This is a genomic window from Pseudomonas sp. NPDC087358 (genome assembly GCF_044900785.1).
Lineage (GTDB): Bacteria > Pseudomonadota > Gammaproteobacteria > Pseudomonadales > Pseudomonadaceae > Aquipseudomonas.
The window spans coordinates 108,842-125,272 of record NZ_JBJDOA010000008.1 but is presented as its reverse complement, the minus strand read 5'-3'; the positions used below and the strand labels follow the sequence as shown (position 1 = coordinate 125,272).

General features: G+C 62.7%; 14 protein-coding genes. 12 read left to right on the top strand and 2 right to left on the bottom strand.

Translation table 11 applies throughout. From position 1 onward, the window contains the following. The first annotated feature begins 106 nt into the window (after nucleotides 1–106). From ACI2KS_RS19390 to ACI2KS_RS19370, 5 genes are all read left to right on the top strand, one after another. Nucleotides 107–772, top strand: coding sequence for an amino acid ABC transporter permease (locus ACI2KS_RS19390; RefSeq protein ID WP_404622608.1), 666 nt, complete (start codon nucleotides 107–109; stop codon nucleotides 770–772). Continuing rightward, nucleotides 753–1,412: an amino acid ABC transporter permease gene (locus ACI2KS_RS19385; protein ID WP_404622607.1), complete on the top strand. Its 660-nt coding sequence runs from the start codon at nucleotides 753–755 to the stop codon at nucleotides 1,410–1,412. Before ACI2KS_RS19390 ends, ACI2KS_RS19385 begins: the two co-directional genes overlap by 20 nt. After that, a complete protein-coding gene (locus tag ACI2KS_RS19380) occupies nucleotides 1,409–2,170 on the top strand; it encodes an amino acid ABC transporter ATP-binding protein (protein ID WP_404622606.1) in 762 nt (253 codons plus the stop codon). The genes ACI2KS_RS19385 and ACI2KS_RS19380 overlap by 4 nt, the downstream gene beginning before the upstream one ends. Next, complete coding sequence (locus ACI2KS_RS19375) at nucleotides 2,167–3,006, top strand: transporter substrate-binding domain-containing protein (protein ID WP_404622605.1); 840 nt, start codon at nucleotides 2,167–2,169, stop codon at nucleotides 3,004–3,006. The genes ACI2KS_RS19380 and ACI2KS_RS19375 overlap by 4 nt, the downstream gene beginning before the upstream one ends. A gap of 149 nt (nucleotides 3,007–3,155) precedes the next feature. Then, nucleotides 3,156–3,707, top strand: a complete 552-nt coding sequence (locus ACI2KS_RS19370) for a GNAT family N-acetyltransferase (protein WP_404622604.1) — start codon at nucleotides 3,156–3,158, stop codon at nucleotides 3,705–3,707. A gap of 146 nt (nucleotides 3,708–3,853) precedes the next feature. Here the strand turns inward: ACI2KS_RS19370 and ACI2KS_RS19365 are convergent, their stop codons facing one another. Together ACI2KS_RS19365 and ACI2KS_RS19360 are read right to left on the bottom strand one after the other, a co-directional pair. After that, a complete protein-coding gene (locus ACI2KS_RS19365) occupies nucleotides 3,854–4,582 on the bottom strand; it encodes a class I SAM-dependent methyltransferase (protein WP_404622603.1) in 729 nt (242 codons plus the stop codon). Between the two features lie 80 nt (nucleotides 4,583–4,662). After that, nucleotides 4,663–6,825, bottom strand: a complete 2,163-nt coding sequence (locus tag ACI2KS_RS19360) for a TonB-dependent receptor family protein (RefSeq protein ID WP_404622602.1) — start codon at nucleotides 6,823–6,825, stop codon at nucleotides 4,663–4,665. Nucleotides 6,826–7,539: 714 nt separating this feature from the next. On the opposite strand from ACI2KS_RS19360, the gene ACI2KS_RS19355 reads away from it, so the two are divergent. The 7 genes from ACI2KS_RS19355 to ACI2KS_RS19325 all read left to right on the top strand — a co-directional run bounded on the left by ACI2KS_RS19355 (nucleotide 7,540) and on the right by ACI2KS_RS19325 (nucleotide 16,345). Then, on the top strand, nucleotides 7,540–9,057 hold the full coding sequence (locus ACI2KS_RS19355; RefSeq protein ID WP_404622601.1) for an ABC transporter substrate-binding protein: 1,518 nt from the start codon (nucleotides 7,540–7,542) through the stop codon (nucleotides 9,055–9,057). Further along, nucleotides 9,054–9,986 carry an ABC transporter permease gene (locus ACI2KS_RS19350; RefSeq protein WP_404622600.1) on the top strand — a complete coding sequence of 311 codons (933 nt, stop codon included), beginning with the start codon at nucleotides 9,054–9,056 and terminating at the stop codon, nucleotides 9,984–9,986. The genes ACI2KS_RS19355 and ACI2KS_RS19350 overlap by 4 nt, the downstream gene beginning before the upstream one ends. Nucleotides 9,987–10,027: 41 nt before the next feature. Continuing rightward, nucleotides 10,028–11,302 carry an acyl-CoA dehydrogenase family protein gene (locus tag ACI2KS_RS19345; protein ID WP_404622599.1) on the top strand — a complete coding sequence of 425 codons (1,275 nt, stop codon included), beginning with the start codon at nucleotides 10,028–10,030 and terminating at the stop codon, nucleotides 11,300–11,302. Continuing rightward, the gene (locus ACI2KS_RS19340) at nucleotides 11,299–12,648 is read left to right on the top strand and encodes an LLM class flavin-dependent oxidoreductase (protein WP_404622598.1); all 1,350 of its coding nucleotides are present in this window, start codon (nucleotides 11,299–11,301) and stop codon (nucleotides 12,646–12,648) included. Before ACI2KS_RS19345 ends, ACI2KS_RS19340 begins: the two co-directional genes overlap by 4 nt. Before the next feature lie 38 nt (nucleotides 12,649–12,686). Then, nucleotides 12,687–13,739: an NADP(H)-dependent aldo-keto reductase gene (locus ACI2KS_RS19335; RefSeq protein ID WP_404622597.1), complete on the top strand. Its 1,053-nt coding sequence runs from the start codon at nucleotides 12,687–12,689 to the stop codon at nucleotides 13,737–13,739. Between the two features lie 63 nt (nucleotides 13,740–13,802). Beyond that, nucleotides 13,803–14,690: an ABC transporter permease gene (locus tag ACI2KS_RS19330; protein ID WP_404622596.1), complete on the top strand. Its 888-nt coding sequence runs from the start codon at nucleotides 13,803–13,805 to the stop codon at nucleotides 14,688–14,690. Next, nucleotides 14,687–16,345 carry a dipeptide ABC transporter ATP-binding protein gene (locus tag ACI2KS_RS19325; RefSeq protein ID WP_404622595.1) on the top strand — a complete coding sequence of 553 codons (1,659 nt, stop codon included), beginning with the start codon at nucleotides 14,687–14,689 and terminating at the stop codon, nucleotides 16,343–16,345. The genes ACI2KS_RS19330 and ACI2KS_RS19325 overlap by 4 nt, the downstream gene beginning before the upstream one ends. Nucleotides 16,346–16,431: the final 86 nt, after the last annotated feature.

Below are 16,431 nucleotides of genomic sequence, written 5' to 3'. Positions count from 1 at the left end.
GACTCATCCGTGCACGTGCTCTGTCCGAGTGGTGTGCCTTAGCGTCAGGAGTGCCCGTGTTGCGCGTCTTTTGCCCCCTATGCCTGTTGCCATGGTGTGACCCGACATGAGCTTCGATGTCGCGTTCGCGCTGTCCACACTCCCTGCGTTCATCGTTGCGGTCGGGGTCACGCTGCAGGTTGGCCTGATCGCCATCGTCACCTCGCTGGCGGTCGCCTTGATCAACGCCGCTATCGCGCTGTTCGAGGTGCCCGTGTTGCAGCGTCTGGTACGGCTGTATGTGGAACTTGCACGCAACACACCCTTGCTGATCCAGCTGTTTTTCATCTACTTCGCGCTGCCCGGCATCGGTATCCGCGTTTCCGGGTTCGCCTCGGCCATTATCGCGATGACCTTTCTCGGCGGCGCGTACCTGACCGAGATTCTGCGTGCCGGAATCGAGGCGGTGCCCAAGTCGCAGATCGAGTCGGGGCTGTCCATCGGGCTGTCGCGCTGGCAGCTGTTGCGCTACGTGATCCTGCCCCAGGCGGGCATCCTCAGCCTGCCGGCGCTGTTCGCCAACTTCGTTTTCCTGCTCAAGGAAACCACCGTGGTGTCGGCGGTGGCGGTGCCGGAAATTCTCTACACCACCAAAAGTTACATCGCCTTGTACTACAAGACCTACGAAATGCTCGCGGTCATGACCGGGCTTTGCGTGCTGCTGTTCGTGCCGCTTTCGCTGTTGCTGCGGTTCATTGAAAGGAGGCTCCAGCATGGCCAGTTCGGGTCTTGAGTTGCTGTGGGTGTCTGCGCCGCAGTTGTTGACCGGCATAGGGCGCACGTTGGGGATTTCCCTGCTGGCGATTGTGTTCAGCAGCGCGGGCGGGTTGGCCTACGGGGTGCTACGCAACCTGGGAATTAGATGGCTGGACGCCGTGCTGCTGGTGTACCTGGAGGCCTTCAGGGCGATCCCGGTGCTGGTGTGGCTGTACCTGTTCTTTTTCGGCTTGCCGATTTTCTTTGGCTGGAGCATTTCCGGCTTCGGCTGCGCGGTGCTGGTGTTGTCGCTCTGGGGCATCAGTGAAGCTGGAGAGGTGGTGCGCGGCGCCTTGCTCTCCATCCCCCGTGGTCAACGAGAGGCAGGGCTGGCCATCGGCCTTGGCTTGCCGGCGCTGTATGGCCGCGTGTTGTTGCCGCAGGCGCTGCGACGCATGACCCCGCCAATGATCAACGTGTTCACCCGGCTGATCAAAACCAGCTCGCTGGCGGTGCTGATCGGCGTGGTCGATGTGATCAAGATCGGCCAGCAAATCATCGAGCGGACTTATGAGTCGGTGCTGATCTACGGCTTTCTGTTCGTGTTTTTCTTTCTCGTCTGCTACCCGTTGTCGGCCGCCTCGCGTGTGCTTGAGCGACGCTGGAGTCACTCATGAGTGCATTGATAGAACTGTCTGGTTTCAACAAGCGTTTCGCCGAGGTGGCGGTGCTGCAGGATGTCAATCTGAGTGTCCATGAGGGCGAAGTGTTGGTCATCCTCGGCCCCAGCGGCTGTGGCAAGAGCACCTTGCTGCGCTGCCTCAATGGCCTGGAATCCGGTCACGCCGGGCATTACCGTTTCGCCGGTCGCGAGCTGACCGCCGACACCGACTGGCGCAGCGTTCGCCAACAGATCGGCATGGTGTTTCAGAGCTACCACTTATTCGCGCACATGAGTGTGCTGGACAACGTGCTGCTGGGGCCGGTGAGCGTGCAGAAGCGTTTGCGCAGCGAGGCGCGGCAGCAGGCCGAAACCCTGCTCGCACGCGTTGGCCTGCTGGACAAGCGCGACGCTTATCCGCGTGAGCTGTCCGGCGGCCAGCAGCAACGCATCGCCATTGTCCGGGCGCTGTGCATGAACCCCAAGGTCATGCTGTTCGATGAGGTCACCGCAGCCCTCGACCCGGAAATGGTCAAGGAAGTGCTGGAGGTCATCCTCGATCTGGCGCGCAGCGGCATGACCCTGTTGATCGTCACCCACGAAATGGCCTTCGCCCGTGCGGTGGCGGACCGGATCCTGTTCATGGACGGCGGCCGGATCGTCGAACAGGGCGACCCCCAAACCTTCTTCAGCGCCCCGCAGACCGCACGCGCGCAGCAGTTCCTGGAGAAATTCTCCTACGTGGAAAACATGCCTAAAAGGAAAGCTTCATGACATTCAAAACTGCCCTCGTACTGCCACTGCTGGCGATCGGATTATTGGCCGGTGTCGCCGCCAGCGCTCAGGCTGAAAGCTCGTTGAGCGCCATCAAGGCCCGAGACAAACTGGTGGTCGGCGTGTTCAGCGACAAGCCGCCCTTTGGTTTCGTCAACGAAAAAGGCGACTATGTCGGCTTCGACACGGACCTGGGCCGACGTTTTGCCAAGGACCTGCTGGGTGACGAGAAGAAGATCGAATTTGTGGTGGTCGAGCCCGCCAGCCGTATCCCGTTTCTGCAAAGCGACAAGGTCGACCTGATCCTCGCCAACATGACGGTCACCCCGGAACGCGCGCAAGTGGTGGACTTCACTCACCCCAACCTGCGTGTCGCGGTACAGGCGCTGGTGCCTGAGAACAGCGCGGTGAAAAGCCTCGATGACCTGGCCAGCAAGACCACCATCGTCACCACCGGCACCACGGCCGACATCTGGCTGACGAAAAATCACCCTGACTGGAAGCTGCTCAAGTTCGAGAAAAACTCCGAGTCGCTGCAAGCCTTGGCCAACGGTCGCGGCGATGCCTATGCCCAAGACAACCTGGTGCTGTTCAGCTGGGCCAAACAGAACCCGGGCTACCGCGTGCTGGCACAAAAACTGGGTGACGAAGCGCCGATTGCCCCGGCGGTGAAAAAAGGCAACCTCGAATTGCGCGACTGGGTGAACAGCGAACTGGCCAGCCTGGGTCAGGACAAATACCTGCTCAAACTCTACGACCAGTACGTGCGCAGCCAACTGGCTGAAGGCACCGACCCTGCGGCAGTGATTGTCGAAGGGGGTGCGTGGAAGCCGTGAGACCCGGTCGCCGGCTGCCTTGATGCGTGAGGCAGCCAGCGTGGCCAACGTCCTGGCTGCGCGGGGTTGCGGAATCGACCGATTGCTGTCGCAACGGTGCTGGCCCGACTCATGCTAGGATTTGCGGCGATCAACGACGAGTGAGCGCCATGGACAGCAGCCCCACCTTTCATACCCCACGTCTTCTCCTTACACCCCTGCAAGCTGCGGATATTCCCGCCATCCAGCAACTCTTCCCGCACTGGGATGTGGTGCGCTACCTCGACAGTCGCGTGCCCTGGCCTTATCCGCCTGACGGCGCTGAACGCTATGTGCAGGACCACGTTTTGCCAGCCATGGGTCAAGGCAAGGAATGGCACTGGATGATCAGACTGGCCACCGACCCCGAGCAGTGCATCGGCAGCATCAGCCTGTACGACCAGCCGGGCAATCATCGCGGTTTCTGGTTGTCGCCGCCCTGGCAAGGTCAGGGTTATATGCAGGAGGCCTGCAAGGCCATCAATCAGCACTGGTTCGAAACCCTGGCCCGGCCCGTCATGCAGGTGCCCAAAGCGGTGGGCAACGACGCTTCGCGAAGAGTGTCCGAACGCGAGGGGATGCGCCTGATCAATGTCGGCGAGGGGGATTTCGTCAGTGGCCGGTTGGGCAAGCAGACCTGGGAATTGCGCAGGGAAGACTGGCTCGAACAAAACGCCCGGTGACCGGCGTGGCCGGCTCCTGCAGTTTCACGTCAAGCCCATTCGGCTTCGGCCCGCAGGGCGTGGGAGCCTGGCTTGCCGGCGATCTGCCGGGCACCGGCAGCCAATCAGAATCCTCGCCACGGATAGGGCGGGGCACCGCTGCGGCCTCAGCGACTGGCGGCGACGATCAGCATCATCGGCCGGTGTACTTCGTCGGCAAGGGCGGGGCGGCGCTTGAGGTCTTCATCGTCAGGCCCCCACTCGTTGACATGCTTGAGGGTAAAGCCACTGGCGATCAGCAGGTTGATCAGCGTCCCCAGGGTTCGATGCTGCTTGATCACGCCATCGCTCAGCCAGTTCGTGCTGCGCGGGCCCTCGATCTGGTAATGGTCCACCGGCCAGGATCTTCCGCCCTGTGCATCGACAACCCAGTCGGGATGCAGCGAAGCCATGTAGATCGGGTGCTCGATCGAGAACAGCCATTGGCCCCCCGGCAGCAGCGCGTCATGAATGCTACGAAACAGCGCGCCCAGGTCACGGATGTAATGCAGAACCAGCGAGCTGTAGGCCAGGGTGAAGCTTGCCTGGGGAAGTTGCAGGCCCTCCAGGTCACTGCATTGATAGGTGATGCGGGGGTCGTTGTTGATCGCGACTGCGCGTTCCAGCATCTTTTGCGACACGTCGATGGCCAGCACGCTTCGCGCGCCGTGCTCGACAGCCCAGCGGCTGAACCAGCCATAGCCGCAGCCAAGGTCGACGATGTCCTGGCCCGCCAGCGGTGGCAGCAGCGCGCTCAGTGCCGGCCATTCAGGTGCGCCATCGAGCCCCTCAAGCGAGCGTGGCAACTGGCTGTAGCCTTCGAAAAACGCGGGGCTGTCGTAGATATTCTGGGTCATGTGTGGTCCTTCAATGGGTCAGCCTGCGGTGAGGCCAGACAGGGCCGCAGGGGCCCTGTCATGTTTCACCTTGCCAGGCTTCAGTAACGAAACTCTACCCCGACGTAGGCGCCAATGCCGTCACCGGGATACAGCGAGGCCGTGTCCTGGCCCGCTGCGTTGTAAATCGGCTGGACAGCGGTGACGTACTTCTTGTCGGTCAGGTTTTTCACGTCCAGCGAGACTTTCCAGTCTTTGTTCGGCGTCTCGTAACCCACGTTCGCGCCGAAGATGGTGTAGGACGGCGCATAAAAGGTGTTGGCGTAATCCACCGCTGTGCGTGAGGCAGATTGTACGTTCACGCCGGTGTAGAAGCCTGCTGGATGCTGGTACTGCACCTCGCCCTGATAGATGTGTTTGGGAATGCCCGGCAACTGGTTATTGCCGAAGGTCGGGTCATGCCGGTAGTAAAAATCATTGTAAGTGTAGACCTGCCGCCAGCTGACTTTTTCGCCGGAGTCGCTTTCCCACAACCGGGTGTTCAGACCTGCTTCGATGCCTTGGTGGATGGTCGGTGTGGCGTTGAACGCGCCGGTCACCGCAGCGGCGTTTGCCGTGGGTGCGACGATCTGCACATTCAGCAGCTCATCACGAATCCACGAGCGGTAGAGCGCCAGGCTGCCATCGAAAATGCCCGAGGCACCCTTGACCCCGATTTCCAGGGTATTGGCTTTCTGCTCAACCAGCGGGCGTACGTACGGTGAGGTAGGACCTGAGCCCGAGTATTCCCAGGACGCCGGTGGGTCGATGGAGCGGCTGAAGTTGGCAAACGCCTGGAACTGCGGGGTGAACTCGTAACGCACACCCATGCGCGGCGCCAGGCTCCAGTTGTCGTAGGTGACGTCGGTGGGATAGCGGGTGGTGTTGGCCTGCAGTGACTCTTTCACATCGGCGTGACGGCGCACGTCGATGGCCGACACACCGCTGGTCAGCCACAGCCCGTCGAGCAGTTCCAGATCATTGCCGAACGAGAACACATGGTCGAACGAGGAGCCATAGTCGACGAACTTGCGCGTCTGCTTGTTGGCGAAGGTGGAATTGACCTCACCCTTGAGGTGTTCGGTCGAGGTGAACGCCACGCTGCTGCGGCTTTCATGGCCAAACAGCTTGTCTGTGCGCTCATAGCCCAGTACGAAGCTCAGGTCGTGCCAGTCCCAGTAGCTGGGGTTGCTCGGGCTGTTCGGGCTGTTGTTGTGAGCGTACTCGTAGTAGGAAAAGCCGACCGAGAGCCTTGAGTCGTCGTCGAAGCTGTAGGTGGTCTTGCTGCCGGCCCAGACACTGCCGGGACGGCGGCTGCCCGCACCGCTGCTGGCGGCCGTGTCACTGGCATCGCGGGTGTGATGCTTGACCGCATCCAGCGTGGTGGGACTGGGGTCGTTATGGTACTCGTCGCGATAGCGCAGCATCAGTTGGGTTTCAAGCTTGGGGCTGAACTTGTAGCCGAAGTTGGCCACCACACCCTGGCTCTTGGACAGGCTGTAGTCGCGGTAACCGTCGCTGCGGTAGTTATCGGCATTGAGGTAGTAATCGAAATCCCCTTCGACGCCACCGGTGCTGATGCTTTGCTTGTTGTAGCCGTAGCTGCCGGTTTCGGCCCGTACCCGCAGTCCGGGGGCGGTGTAGCCGGTCTGGTTGACGAAATTGATCGCGCCACCCAGGCTCAAGGCGCCGTACTGGAACGCATTGGCGCCGCGCAGGATTTCCGTGTAATTGACCCCCGAACCGTTGAGAAACTCGTAAGGCGTGCCGCCGGGACCGGTGATGGGCAGGCCATTGAACAGGAACTTGATGCCCTCACGAAAGTAACCCGGCGAGGTGTTGGCGCCCGAGCCGCGAATGGAAATCTTTGCCGCGTCGTTGCCGCCGGTCGACTGCACGAACACCCCCGGCTGATACGCCAGAGTGTCTTGCAGGGTAGCGGTGCGGCCCTTGGCGACCTGCTCGCTGTCGACCACGCTGGTGCCGCCGGGCACTTCATCAAGCTGACTCTTTGCCGCCTCGGCCGGCGTGATCTTCTGCGCTTTGACCGTGACGGTACTGAGCCGCGCGGTGGCCTGCGTGTCGCTCGCTGGCGTCTGAGTCAGCTCATCGGCCCGAACCGCGCCTGCCATCAACAACACTGAACCCACCCCCAGCGTCAACCAGCTTGCCCGGCGTACAGCCAATGGCAACGCTTGTAACTCTCCCCGAAAAACTGAATGCATCAAAGGTATTTCCTTATGAATAGATAAATGAATGCCAGCTTTCTATTCGTATAGTCATGCCTGATCCGCTCTCAGCAGTTTCCATGCCAAGCAAGTTTCACCGATTTTAACGGGCATGAGTGCGTTGTAAGTTAATGGAGTTGCTGATCGGCGTACTTTGTTTTGAATGCATGTCTGCTTTGCAACACTTTGGTCCAGTTGTGATTATTTGCACGGAGTTTGCGTTCCTGTTGTAAACGCAACAGTTAACGAACACTCTGTCGGCAGATCGACCAGAAGAACCCGCATCCTGGCTATAAGCATATAAGCGCGGAGCATTATTGGCCGTGGTCATGACTGCTGATCAATGCCGGGCGGGGGAAGGGCGATCAGCTACAACGCCAGCAGGTAGGGGGTTTCACGAATAAACATCAAGCGCCATCTGATCATGGTCAAGCGCTGGAAAGAGACTTTCGATGGAGTGGCATGTTCACTGCATAGGCACTCTTATCATCATTGCGATCACCTGAGTCCATCAAGGAAGTTTCTTTGGCCGCTCTCTGCAAGTTCACAACGCTTGTTTCCCTTTATATCGCTATCAGTGCCTGTTCACCTGCAACGGCACCTGACTCGGGTGTAGCGCATGCCGACGGCTCGGTCACTGATGGCGTCATTACCTATCCGGCGTCTGACTTTCATGAACAGGCGCGCGGAGTTGATGGTGGAACACTAAGGGTGTCCGCCGCTTCGGACGCTGGCAGCTTTGATATTCACGCCTTGTCCAACGGCAACATACAGTGGATGGGGCGCATTCTTTTCGACTGCCTGGTGTATCAGGACGAGCAGGGCAACATCAGTCCGTGGCTGGCAAAGTCCTGGGAGATTTCCCAGGACGGCAAAACCTACACCTTTCATCTGCGCGATGACGTGACCTTCAGCGATGGCGAGAAATTCAACGCCGCGGCGCTGCAGAGCAATCTTGAACACATGCGTGATCCGGCAACCAAATCACCGCTGGCGGCCGCTTACATCGCGCCCTATCAGGACGGCAAGGTGCTTGATGAATACACCTTCCAGGCGCAGCTGCGTGAGCCTTATACGCCGTTCCTCGATGTGCTGGCGCAGTCCTGGCTGGGCATGGTCTCGCCGCGGCAGATCCGTGAAGCGCCCAAGAGCATTGCCGAGCACCCGGTGGGCAGCGGGCCGTTCGTATTGCAGCGCTATACGCGTGATCAAGGCGCGGTCTTCGTCAAGCGGCGCGGCTACCACTGGGCGCCGCCAGTGACCCGTCACCAGGGCGAGGCGTACCTGGACCGTATAGAGCTCAGCTATGTGCCCGAGGCGATGATCCGCTTTACCGCGCTGGAGTCGGGACAGTCGGACTTCGCTCTGGATGCGCCGGCGCAGAACGCTGCTGCCATTCGCGCCAATCCCGCCCTGGTCATGCGCAGCCGGATTCGCAAGGGCAATCCCAGCCGCAGCATGACCTTCAATGTCGAGCAACCACCCTTCGATGACGTGCGGGTGCGCCGCGCAGTGGCCAAGGCCATCGACCGTGAGGGTCTGGCGTGGATTTCCGGGTTTGGCGAGTTCATCAGCAAGGCGGATTTCCTCGCCGCCAACACGCGCTTCTATCAACCGAACAACGACGCACTGGCCTATGACGTGAGCGCCGCCAACACGCTGCTCGATCAGGCCGGCTGGACCGGGCGTGACGCCCAGGGGTATCGGACACGGGACGGGCAACGACTCAAGGCGACCCTGCTGACCTACGACAACCCGGCGTTTCCGGCCAGCGTTTCGGTGGCCATTCAGGCTGACCTGAAGAAGGTCGGTTTCGACATGCCCATCGAGATGCTGCCGCTGACCCGCGTCACCGAGCGCCGCTATGCCGGCAAGTTCCAGGCATTGGCCGCCGGTTACTGGCACACCAATACGCCGGACGGCTTATTCGTGCTGTACCACAGCCAGTCCATCAGCACCGCGAAGCTGATCGGCCAGAACGCCGGGCGCTTTCGTGACGCCGAACTGGATCGGCTGCTCAGCGCCGCACGCCTGTCACGCGACCCGGTGCAATTGCAGGCGTTGTACGCACAGGCACAGAAACGCCTGAGTGAAACCGTGCCGGCGGTGCCTTCGGTGGAGAGCCAGGTGCTCACCGCGTATGGCCGACAGGTCAAGGGGGTGATCTTCGACACCTCACACAACGTGCCGTTTTTCACCAGCATCTGGCTGGACCGGGGGCAACCATGAGCACACTCAGGCCGATCCTGTTGCGGCTGCTGGCAGGCGTTGGCGTGCTCTGGGGCGCCGCGACGCTGACCTTCCTGGCGGTCAATTTCAGCGGTGGCGACACCGCCCTGGCCATTCTCGGCGGCCCTGAGGCGCTGCCCACCCCGGAGTTGCTGGCCCGGGTGCGCGCCGAGTATGGGCTGGACCAGCCGCTGATGACGCAGTACGGCAACTACCTGGCGCGGCTGGCCCATGGCGACCTGGGTGAATCGTATCGCTTGCGCATCCCGGTGGTGCAGGCCATTTCCGAGCAGATCGGCGCCACCTTCCAGTTGTCGATCAGCGCGGCATTACTGGCCGTCCTCCTGGCGCTGGTCTGCGCGATCCTCACGGCCAACCGCTCGCGCTGGGTGCGCTCCTTGGCTTCGGGCAGCGAGCTGGTGCTGTCGTCGGCACCGTCCTTTGTCATCGGCATTTTGCTGCTGCTGGTGTTTTCCTTTCACTGGCACTGGTTGCCGCCGTCCGGCTCGACGGGCTGGCGCTCCTTGATCCTGCCGTCGGTGGCACTGGCATTACCGGTGGCTGCGGTGCTGACCCAGCTGCTGCGCCAGTCACTGGAAGAGACCCTGGAACAACCCTTTATCGCCATGGCGCGTGCCCGGGGGCTATCGGAAACCGCCGTACGCCTACGCCATGCCTTGCGTCATGCCCTGGTGCCGCTGGTGACGCTGGCCGGTTTTGTCTTTGCCAGCCTGCTCGGGGGCGCGGTCGTGGTTGAGCTGTTGTTCGCCCGTCAGGGCATCGGCCGCCTGATGCTCGACGCCACCAGCAACAAGGATGTGCCGCTGGTGTTGGGCGTGACCTTGCTGGCAGCCACCGTTTACGTGGTGGTCAACCTGGCTGTCGACCTGATCAACCGCTGGATCGATCCGCGAGCGGCCCGGGCGTGAGGGCCGATCAAGTGCAACCGAACATGAACAAGGAATCCATCATGAACTCCCCGATACCCCCCGATGTGAACACCCAGGACCTGCACCTGCGTTTTGCCGATGTGTTTGCGCGTATCGCCCAGACCGCTGTGGCGCGCGAGCACAAGCGCGAGCTTGCGTTCGAGGCCGTGCAATGGCTGCGTGACGCAGGTTTCGGCGCCTTGCGCGTGCCCGTGGCCCAGGGTGGCCTGGGCGCCAGCCTGCCGCAGTTGTTCGAGCTGTTGATCAAGCTTGGACAGGCCGACTCCAACCTGCCGCAAATCGTGCGTGCGCATTTCGGTTTTGTCGAAGGGCGGCTGTCCAGTCGTGATGCCCAGTCCCAGGATTACTGGCTGGCAAAAGTCGCCGAGGGGCAGCTGTGGGGCGCGGCGATGGCCGAGCGCACGGACACCACGCGCAACTCGGTGACGCTCAGCGCGGTCGAGCCCGGCAATCCCGGCGCCGGCTGGCAGCTGGACGGCGAGAAATATTACTGCACCGGCACCCTGTACGCCGACTGGATTGCCGCCGTGGCCCTGGATGGCGAAGACTTTGTCAGCGTTGCGGTGCCCACCGACGCCGACGGCGTGACGGTCGAGGATGACTGGGACGGCTTCGGTCAGCGGCTGACGGGCAGCGGGACCACCCGATTCAACGCTGTGAAGGTGCCAGAGCAACACATCGTTCGCCGCTTCAAGAAAGACGAACTGCGCGCCGAGTCCTATCTGACGGCGTTCTACCAGCTGTTTCACCTGGCCACCCTGACCGGGATCGCCGACGCGGTGCTGCACGATGCCAGCGATTTCGTGAAGGGCCGGACCCGTGCATTCGGTGTCCCGGGGCAGTCGAGTCCCAAGGACGATCCGCTGGTGCAGCGTGTGGTCGGGCGCCTCTCGAGCCTGGCCTACGCTGCTCGGACCCAGGTCCTGGCGGTCGCCCAGGTGCTACAGGATGTGCACCAGGCAGAGCAGGGCGGCTACGCCATCGAGCAGCATTACACCGAGGCCGAAATCCGCGCCTATCAGGCGCAGCAGATCATCATCGAGCAAGTGCTGGAGGCCACCACGCTGTTGTTCGAAGTCGGCGGCGCCTCGGCCACCAGCCAGAGCCGGCGTTTCGACCGTCACTGGCGCAACGCGCGCACCCTGGCCTCGCACAATCCGGCGATCTACCGCGAGCGAGCGCTGGGCAACTTTTACCTCAACGACATCACCCCCAATGCCGCGTGGCGCACCCTGCAGACGGCCGACGCCGAACAGCAGGCCGGCAGTGCCCGCGATGAAGCGAGCGCCGTATGAGCACCACGACCCGCAATATCCGTGAAGGGCAGATGAGCCTTGGCATGAACATTCTCGGCTTTGGCGCGCACTCCGGTGCCTGGCGCAGTGCCGAGGTCGCCGCCGACGCCTATCTGGACGTTGAGTACTACCGCAACATCGCGCGTATCTCCGAACGCGGCTGTCTGGACGCGATTTTCCTGGCTGACGGGCCGGCGCTGGCCGGTGACGTGTCGACCCAGCCCGGCGGGCGTCTGGAGCCCACGGTGCTGTTGACCGCCGTCGCCCTGGCCACCCAGCGCATCGGGGTGATTGCCACCGCATCGAGCACCTATAACGATCCGTTCAACATCGCTCGGCGTTTTGCCTCGCTGGACCACATCAGCGGCGGTCGCGCGGCCTGGAACGTGGTCACCAACGCAGGCGATGCCGCTGCGCAAAACTTCGGCCTGGCGGGCGCGCCGTTGCACGTCGACCGCTATGCCCGGGCCGATGAGTTCATCGACGTGACGGTCAAGCTGTGGGACAGCTGGGAAGACGACGCGATCATCGGTGATGCGCGCGGCGGGCGCTTTGCCGATCCGACAAAGGTCCATGCCATCGACTTTGTCGGCAAGCATTTTTCGGTCAAGGGACCGTTGAACGTGCCGCGCTCGCCACAGGGGCGTCCGGTGCTGGTGCAGGCCGGGTCATCCGAGGGCGGCAAGGCGCTCGGTTCGCGTTATGCCGACGCCATTTTCACCACCCAGACCACCCTCGAAGACGGCCAGGCGTTCTACGGCGAGATGAAGGAGCGCGCTGCGGGCTGGGGCCGCAACCCTCAACACCTGAAGATCATGCCGGGGCTGTCGACCGTGATCGGCAGTACCGAGGCCGAAGCCCATGCGCGTTTTGACGCACTCAACGCCTGGCATGGCGAGCACGGCCTGCTGGAGCAAGTCGCGGGCAGGATCGGTATTCCGGCGGGTGAGCTGGACCCGGATGCTCCGCTGCCCTGGGCGCGGATTGGCTCGGTGGCGGATTTCGAACGCGGCTCCCAGGGGTTTCTGGAAGCGCAGTTGAATCTGGCGCGCCGGGAAAACCTCAGCATTCGCCAGCTGTCGCGACGCATCCTGGTCGGCCATCGGCTGTTGGTCGGCACCCCCGAGCAGGTGGCCGAGACCTTGACCCACTGGTTTCTGGCCCACGCCGCCGACGGCTTCAACATCATGCCGGACATGTTTCCTTCCGGTGTCGAGATCTTCGTCGACGAGGTCGTGCCACTGTTGCAAAAGCGCGGTGTGTTCCGTCACGAGTACACCGGCAGCACCTTGCGCGAGCATCTGGGGCTGCCGTTTCCCACCAGTCAATACGCGCAGCGGGCCTGACCCGTTGCGTCTACATGCTTCATTCAAAAGGATCGATCATGCGTTACCGCACACTGGGCAACAGCGACATCCAGGTCAGCGTTCTGGGGCTTGGCACCATGACCTGGGGGCATCAGAACACTGAGCACGACGCTCATCAGCAGCTTGATCTGGCGCTGGCCGAAGGCATCAACCTGATCGACACCGCCGAGATGTACCCAACCCCTACCAAGGCCGAAACCTGGCGCACCACCGAGCGTTATATCGGCTCCTGGCTGGCCAATCGCGGCCGTCGTGCCGAGGTGGTGCTGGCCAGCAAGATCGCCGGCCCGGCGCGCGATCCCGCCGGTCAGGCACATATTCGCGACGGACTCAGTCGCCATGACCGGCGCAATATCGTCCAGGCGCTGGACGACAGCCTCAAGCGTCTGCAGACCGATTACCTGGACCTCTATCAACTGCACTGGCCGGATCGCAAGACCAACATGTTCGGCCAACGCGAATACCCCTACATCGACGACACCGACAGTGTCGCCATCGAAGAGACGCTGTCGGTACTGGCCGATCAGGTCAAGGCCGGCAAGGTCCGCCACATCGGGGTTTCCAATGAAACCCCGTGGGGAGTGGCCGAGTTTCTCAAGCAGAGCGAGCGCCTGGGTCTGCCGCGTATCGTCAGCGTGCAAAACCCCTACAGCCTGCTCAACCGGCTGTACGAAGGCGGTTTGTCGGAGTTCAGCCATCGCGAAGGGCTGGGGCTGTTGGCCTACTCGCCACTGGCGTTCGGCGCGCTGACCGGCAAATACCTCAATGGCGCACGGCCCGAGGGTTCGCGGCTGTCGGCGGTGTACCGGACCTTCAACCGCTACGACAGCCCGTCGGCGCAAGAGGCCATCGCCGCTTATGTGCAGATCGCCCGGCAGCACGCTCTGGCCCCGGCGCAACTGGCGCTGGCGTATGTCATCGACAAACCCTTCGTCAGCAGCGCGCTCAGCGGCCAGACCAGCCTTGCGCAACTGCGCGAAAACCTCGGGGCGCTGGATCTGACCCTGAGCGATGAGATCAAGGCGCAAGTGCAGGCGGTGCATCAACGCATCCCCAACCCTGCGCCCTGAGCGGACCGCTGCGCAAGGTGGAAACCGGCTGATCGGCCCATGATCGAACAGAGGAGGTGGTGAATGTCCCAGGCAATTGAAACGCTCATCGTCGGGCCCGTGACAGGCGTGGGTGGCAGTCGCCCGTTGCGTCCGGCAAGGCTCACCCGGCTACGTCCGGGATTATGGTTGGCGGGGCTGTGCGTGACGCTGTTGCTGCTCGCGGCGTTGTTTCCAGCCCTGCTGGCGCCGTTCGATCCACTGGATGCCACGGCGCGCCTGGCTTTCCAGGCACCTGGAACCCCTCACTGGCTAGGTACGGATGAAAACGGTCGCGATGTGCTCAGTCGGCTGATCTACGGGGTGGGACCCTCGCTGTTCATGGGCCTGGCCGCCACCGCGCTGGGTCTGGCCTGGGGCACGCTGCTGGGCCTGCTGTCCGGGCTCGGACCGCGCTGGCTGGATGCCGGGCTGATGCGCGCTGTCGATGTGTTGCTGGCCTTTCCGGACCTGCTGCTGGCATTGGTGATCATCACCTTTTTCGGTCAGGGCACGGCCAATCTGATTCTTGCCGTTGGCATTGCCGCAGTACCGCGCTATGCGCGACTGGTCAGGGCGCAGACCCTGAATGTGCGCAACGCAGGCTACGTGGAGGCGGCGCTGACCCTGGGGCAATCGCATCTGGCGGTGATCGCGCGGCACATCCTGCCCAACGCCTTCAAACCCGTGCTGATCCTGGCCATCATCGGCATCGGCGGCACCATCACCGCCGGTGCCGCCTTGAGCTTTCTCGGCTTTGGCGCGCCACCGCCGGCGCCGGAGTGGGGCGCGATGATGGCCATCGGTCGCAGTTTCCTCGCCAATGCTCCCTGGCTGGTGGCCTGGCCTGCGTTGAGCATCACCCTCACCGTTGTTTCGATCAGTGCCATCGGCCGTGAACTTTTACGCCGCAGCGAAGGAAAACCGCTATGAATGCAGACATCCAGACCCTCGGTCCATTGGTTGATATCCGGGACCTCAACGTAGGTTTCGGCACGGCTGCGCCGGTTGTTCACGGCGTCAGCCTGCGCATCGAGCGTGGCGAATGCCTTGCCCTGGTCGGGGAGTCGGGCTCGGGCAAGAGCGTCACCGCCCGGACGCTGGCCGGGCTCACCGGTAACGGCGCCCGGGTCGAGGCGGCCAAGCTGGCATTTGAGGGCATTGATCTGCGCCGCCTGGACGAGCGCACCTGGCAGCGCCTGCGGGGTGCGCGCATTGGCTTCGTGATGCAGGATGCCCTCGGCGCACTGGACCCGTTGCGCCGGGTCGGTGCTGAAATCGAAGAGCCGCTGCACCTGCATACTCCACTGCGCGCTGAGGCCCGGCGGCTGCGCGTGCTTGAGCTGTTGCGCAATGTCGGCGTACCGGAGCCGGAGTTGCGCGCCAGCCAGTACCCCTGGCAATTGTCTGGCGGGCTGCGCCAGCGCGCATTGATTGCCTCGGCCATTGCCTGCAATCCGCGCCTGATCATTGCCGATGAACCCACCACGGCCCTGGACGCCACGGTGCAAGCGCAGATCATCGCACTGCTGGAAAGCCTGCGCGGTGAAGACAACGCGCTGTTGATGGTCAGCCATGACCTGTCGGTGGTATCGCGCCTGGCAGACCGCGTCGCCGTCATGCGCCATGGTGTGATCGTCGAGCAGGGCAGCACCGAGCAGGTCTTGCAGGATCCGCAACATCCCTACACCCAGTCACTGTTGCGCGCCGCCAGGGCCGTGCACTTCCAGCCCGAGCGCCAACGGCTCGCCGCCGTGACCCCGGACCCGCCAATCGAAGGGGAGGTGCTGCTGGAGGCACGGCAGCTGAGCAAATCATTTATCGGCCCTGATGGGCGCAGCCGTTGCGTACTCAAACAGGCGTCCTTGCAACTGCGGCGTGGCGAGACCCTGGGCGTGGTGGGCGAGTCGGGGTCCGGCAAGACCACCTTGACGCGGTTGATTCTGGGGCTGGAAAGCGCCGACGCCGGGGAGGTCTGGATCGCCGGTCAGCAATGGTCGACGCTGGACACTCGGCAAAGGCGTACGGCGCGTCGTGCAGTGCAGGTGGTGTTTCAGGACCCGCTGAGCTCCTTCGACCCGCGTTACACCGTGCAACGGGTGTTGTTCGAGGCGCTCTCGGTCGCAGGCTTGCCCCGCCGCGAGTGGCGTAGCCGGGCCTTGCAGCTGCTGGAGTGGGTGCGCCTCGATGGGGCAGCGTTGACTCGCCGTCCCATCGAACTGTCGGGCGGCCAGCGGCAGCGCATCGCCATCGCCCGGGCACTGGCTTCGCAGCCACAGATATTGATCTGCGATGAGCCGGTTTCGGCGCTGGACGTCTCGGTGCAGGCGCAGATTCTGCAACTGCTTGATGACCTCAAGCAGCGTCTGGGTCTGGCTTGCCTGTTCATCTCCCACGACCTGGGGGTGATCAATCACGTCTGCGAACGCGTGCTGGTGATGAAGGATGGCGAGGTCGTGGAGTCAGGGCCGGTGCGGACGGTGTTCGACCGCCCGCTGCATGCCTACACCCGCGCGTTGATCGACGCGATCCCGACCCTCGAACCCCAACGCATCCGCGCAGAGTTTTATCTGCAAGTGGCGATTTGACGGCGATTGCTCTTCAGCGCAGGAGCGAGCATGCCCCGCGAGCTGCCGGGCACCGGCAGTAGAACCAGGCGCCTTGGCTGTGTCAG

Excerpts from the sequence above, each read along its gene's own strand:
- ACI2KS_RS19390 (WP_404622608.1), top strand. The coding sequence starts at position 107 with ATGAGCTTCGATGTCGCGTTCGCGCTGTCCACACTCCCTGCGTTCATC.
- ACI2KS_RS19385 (WP_404622607.1), top strand. The coding sequence starts at position 753 with ATGGCCAGTTCGGGTCTTGAGTTGCTGTGGGTGTCTGCGCCGCAGTTG.
- ACI2KS_RS19380 (WP_404622606.1), top strand. The coding sequence starts at position 1,409 with ATGAGTGCATTGATAGAACTGTCTGGTTTCAACAAGCGTTTCGCCGAG.
- ACI2KS_RS19375 (WP_404622605.1), top strand. The coding sequence starts at position 2,167 with ATGACATTCAAAACTGCCCTCGTACTGCCACTGCTGGCGATCGGATTA.
- ACI2KS_RS19370 (WP_404622604.1), top strand. The coding sequence starts at position 3,156 with ATGGACAGCAGCCCCACCTTTCATACCCCACGTCTTCTCCTTACACCC.
- ACI2KS_RS19365 (WP_404622603.1), bottom strand. The coding sequence starts at position 4,582 with ATGACCCAGAATATCTACGACAGCCCCGCGTTTTTCGAAGGCTACAGC.
- ACI2KS_RS19360 (WP_404622602.1), bottom strand. The coding sequence starts at position 6,825 with ATGCATTCAGTTTTTCGGGGAGAGTTACAAGCGTTGCCATTGGCTGTA.
- ACI2KS_RS19350 (WP_404622600.1), top strand. The coding sequence starts at position 9,054 with ATGAGCACACTCAGGCCGATCCTGTTGCGGCTGCTGGCAGGCGTTGGC.
- ACI2KS_RS19345 (WP_404622599.1), top strand. The coding sequence starts at position 10,028 with ATGAACTCCCCGATACCCCCCGATGTGAACACCCAGGACCTGCACCTG.
- ACI2KS_RS19340 (WP_404622598.1), top strand. The coding sequence starts at position 11,299 with ATGAGCACCACGACCCGCAATATCCGTGAAGGGCAGATGAGCCTTGGC.
- ACI2KS_RS19335 (WP_404622597.1), top strand. The coding sequence starts at position 12,687 with ATGCGTTACCGCACACTGGGCAACAGCGACATCCAGGTCAGCGTTCTG.
- ACI2KS_RS19330 (WP_404622596.1), top strand. The coding sequence starts at position 13,803 with ATGTCCCAGGCAATTGAAACGCTCATCGTCGGGCCCGTGACAGGCGTG.
- ACI2KS_RS19325 (WP_404622595.1), top strand. The coding sequence starts at position 14,687 with ATGAATGCAGACATCCAGACCCTCGGTCCATTGGTTGATATCCGGGAC.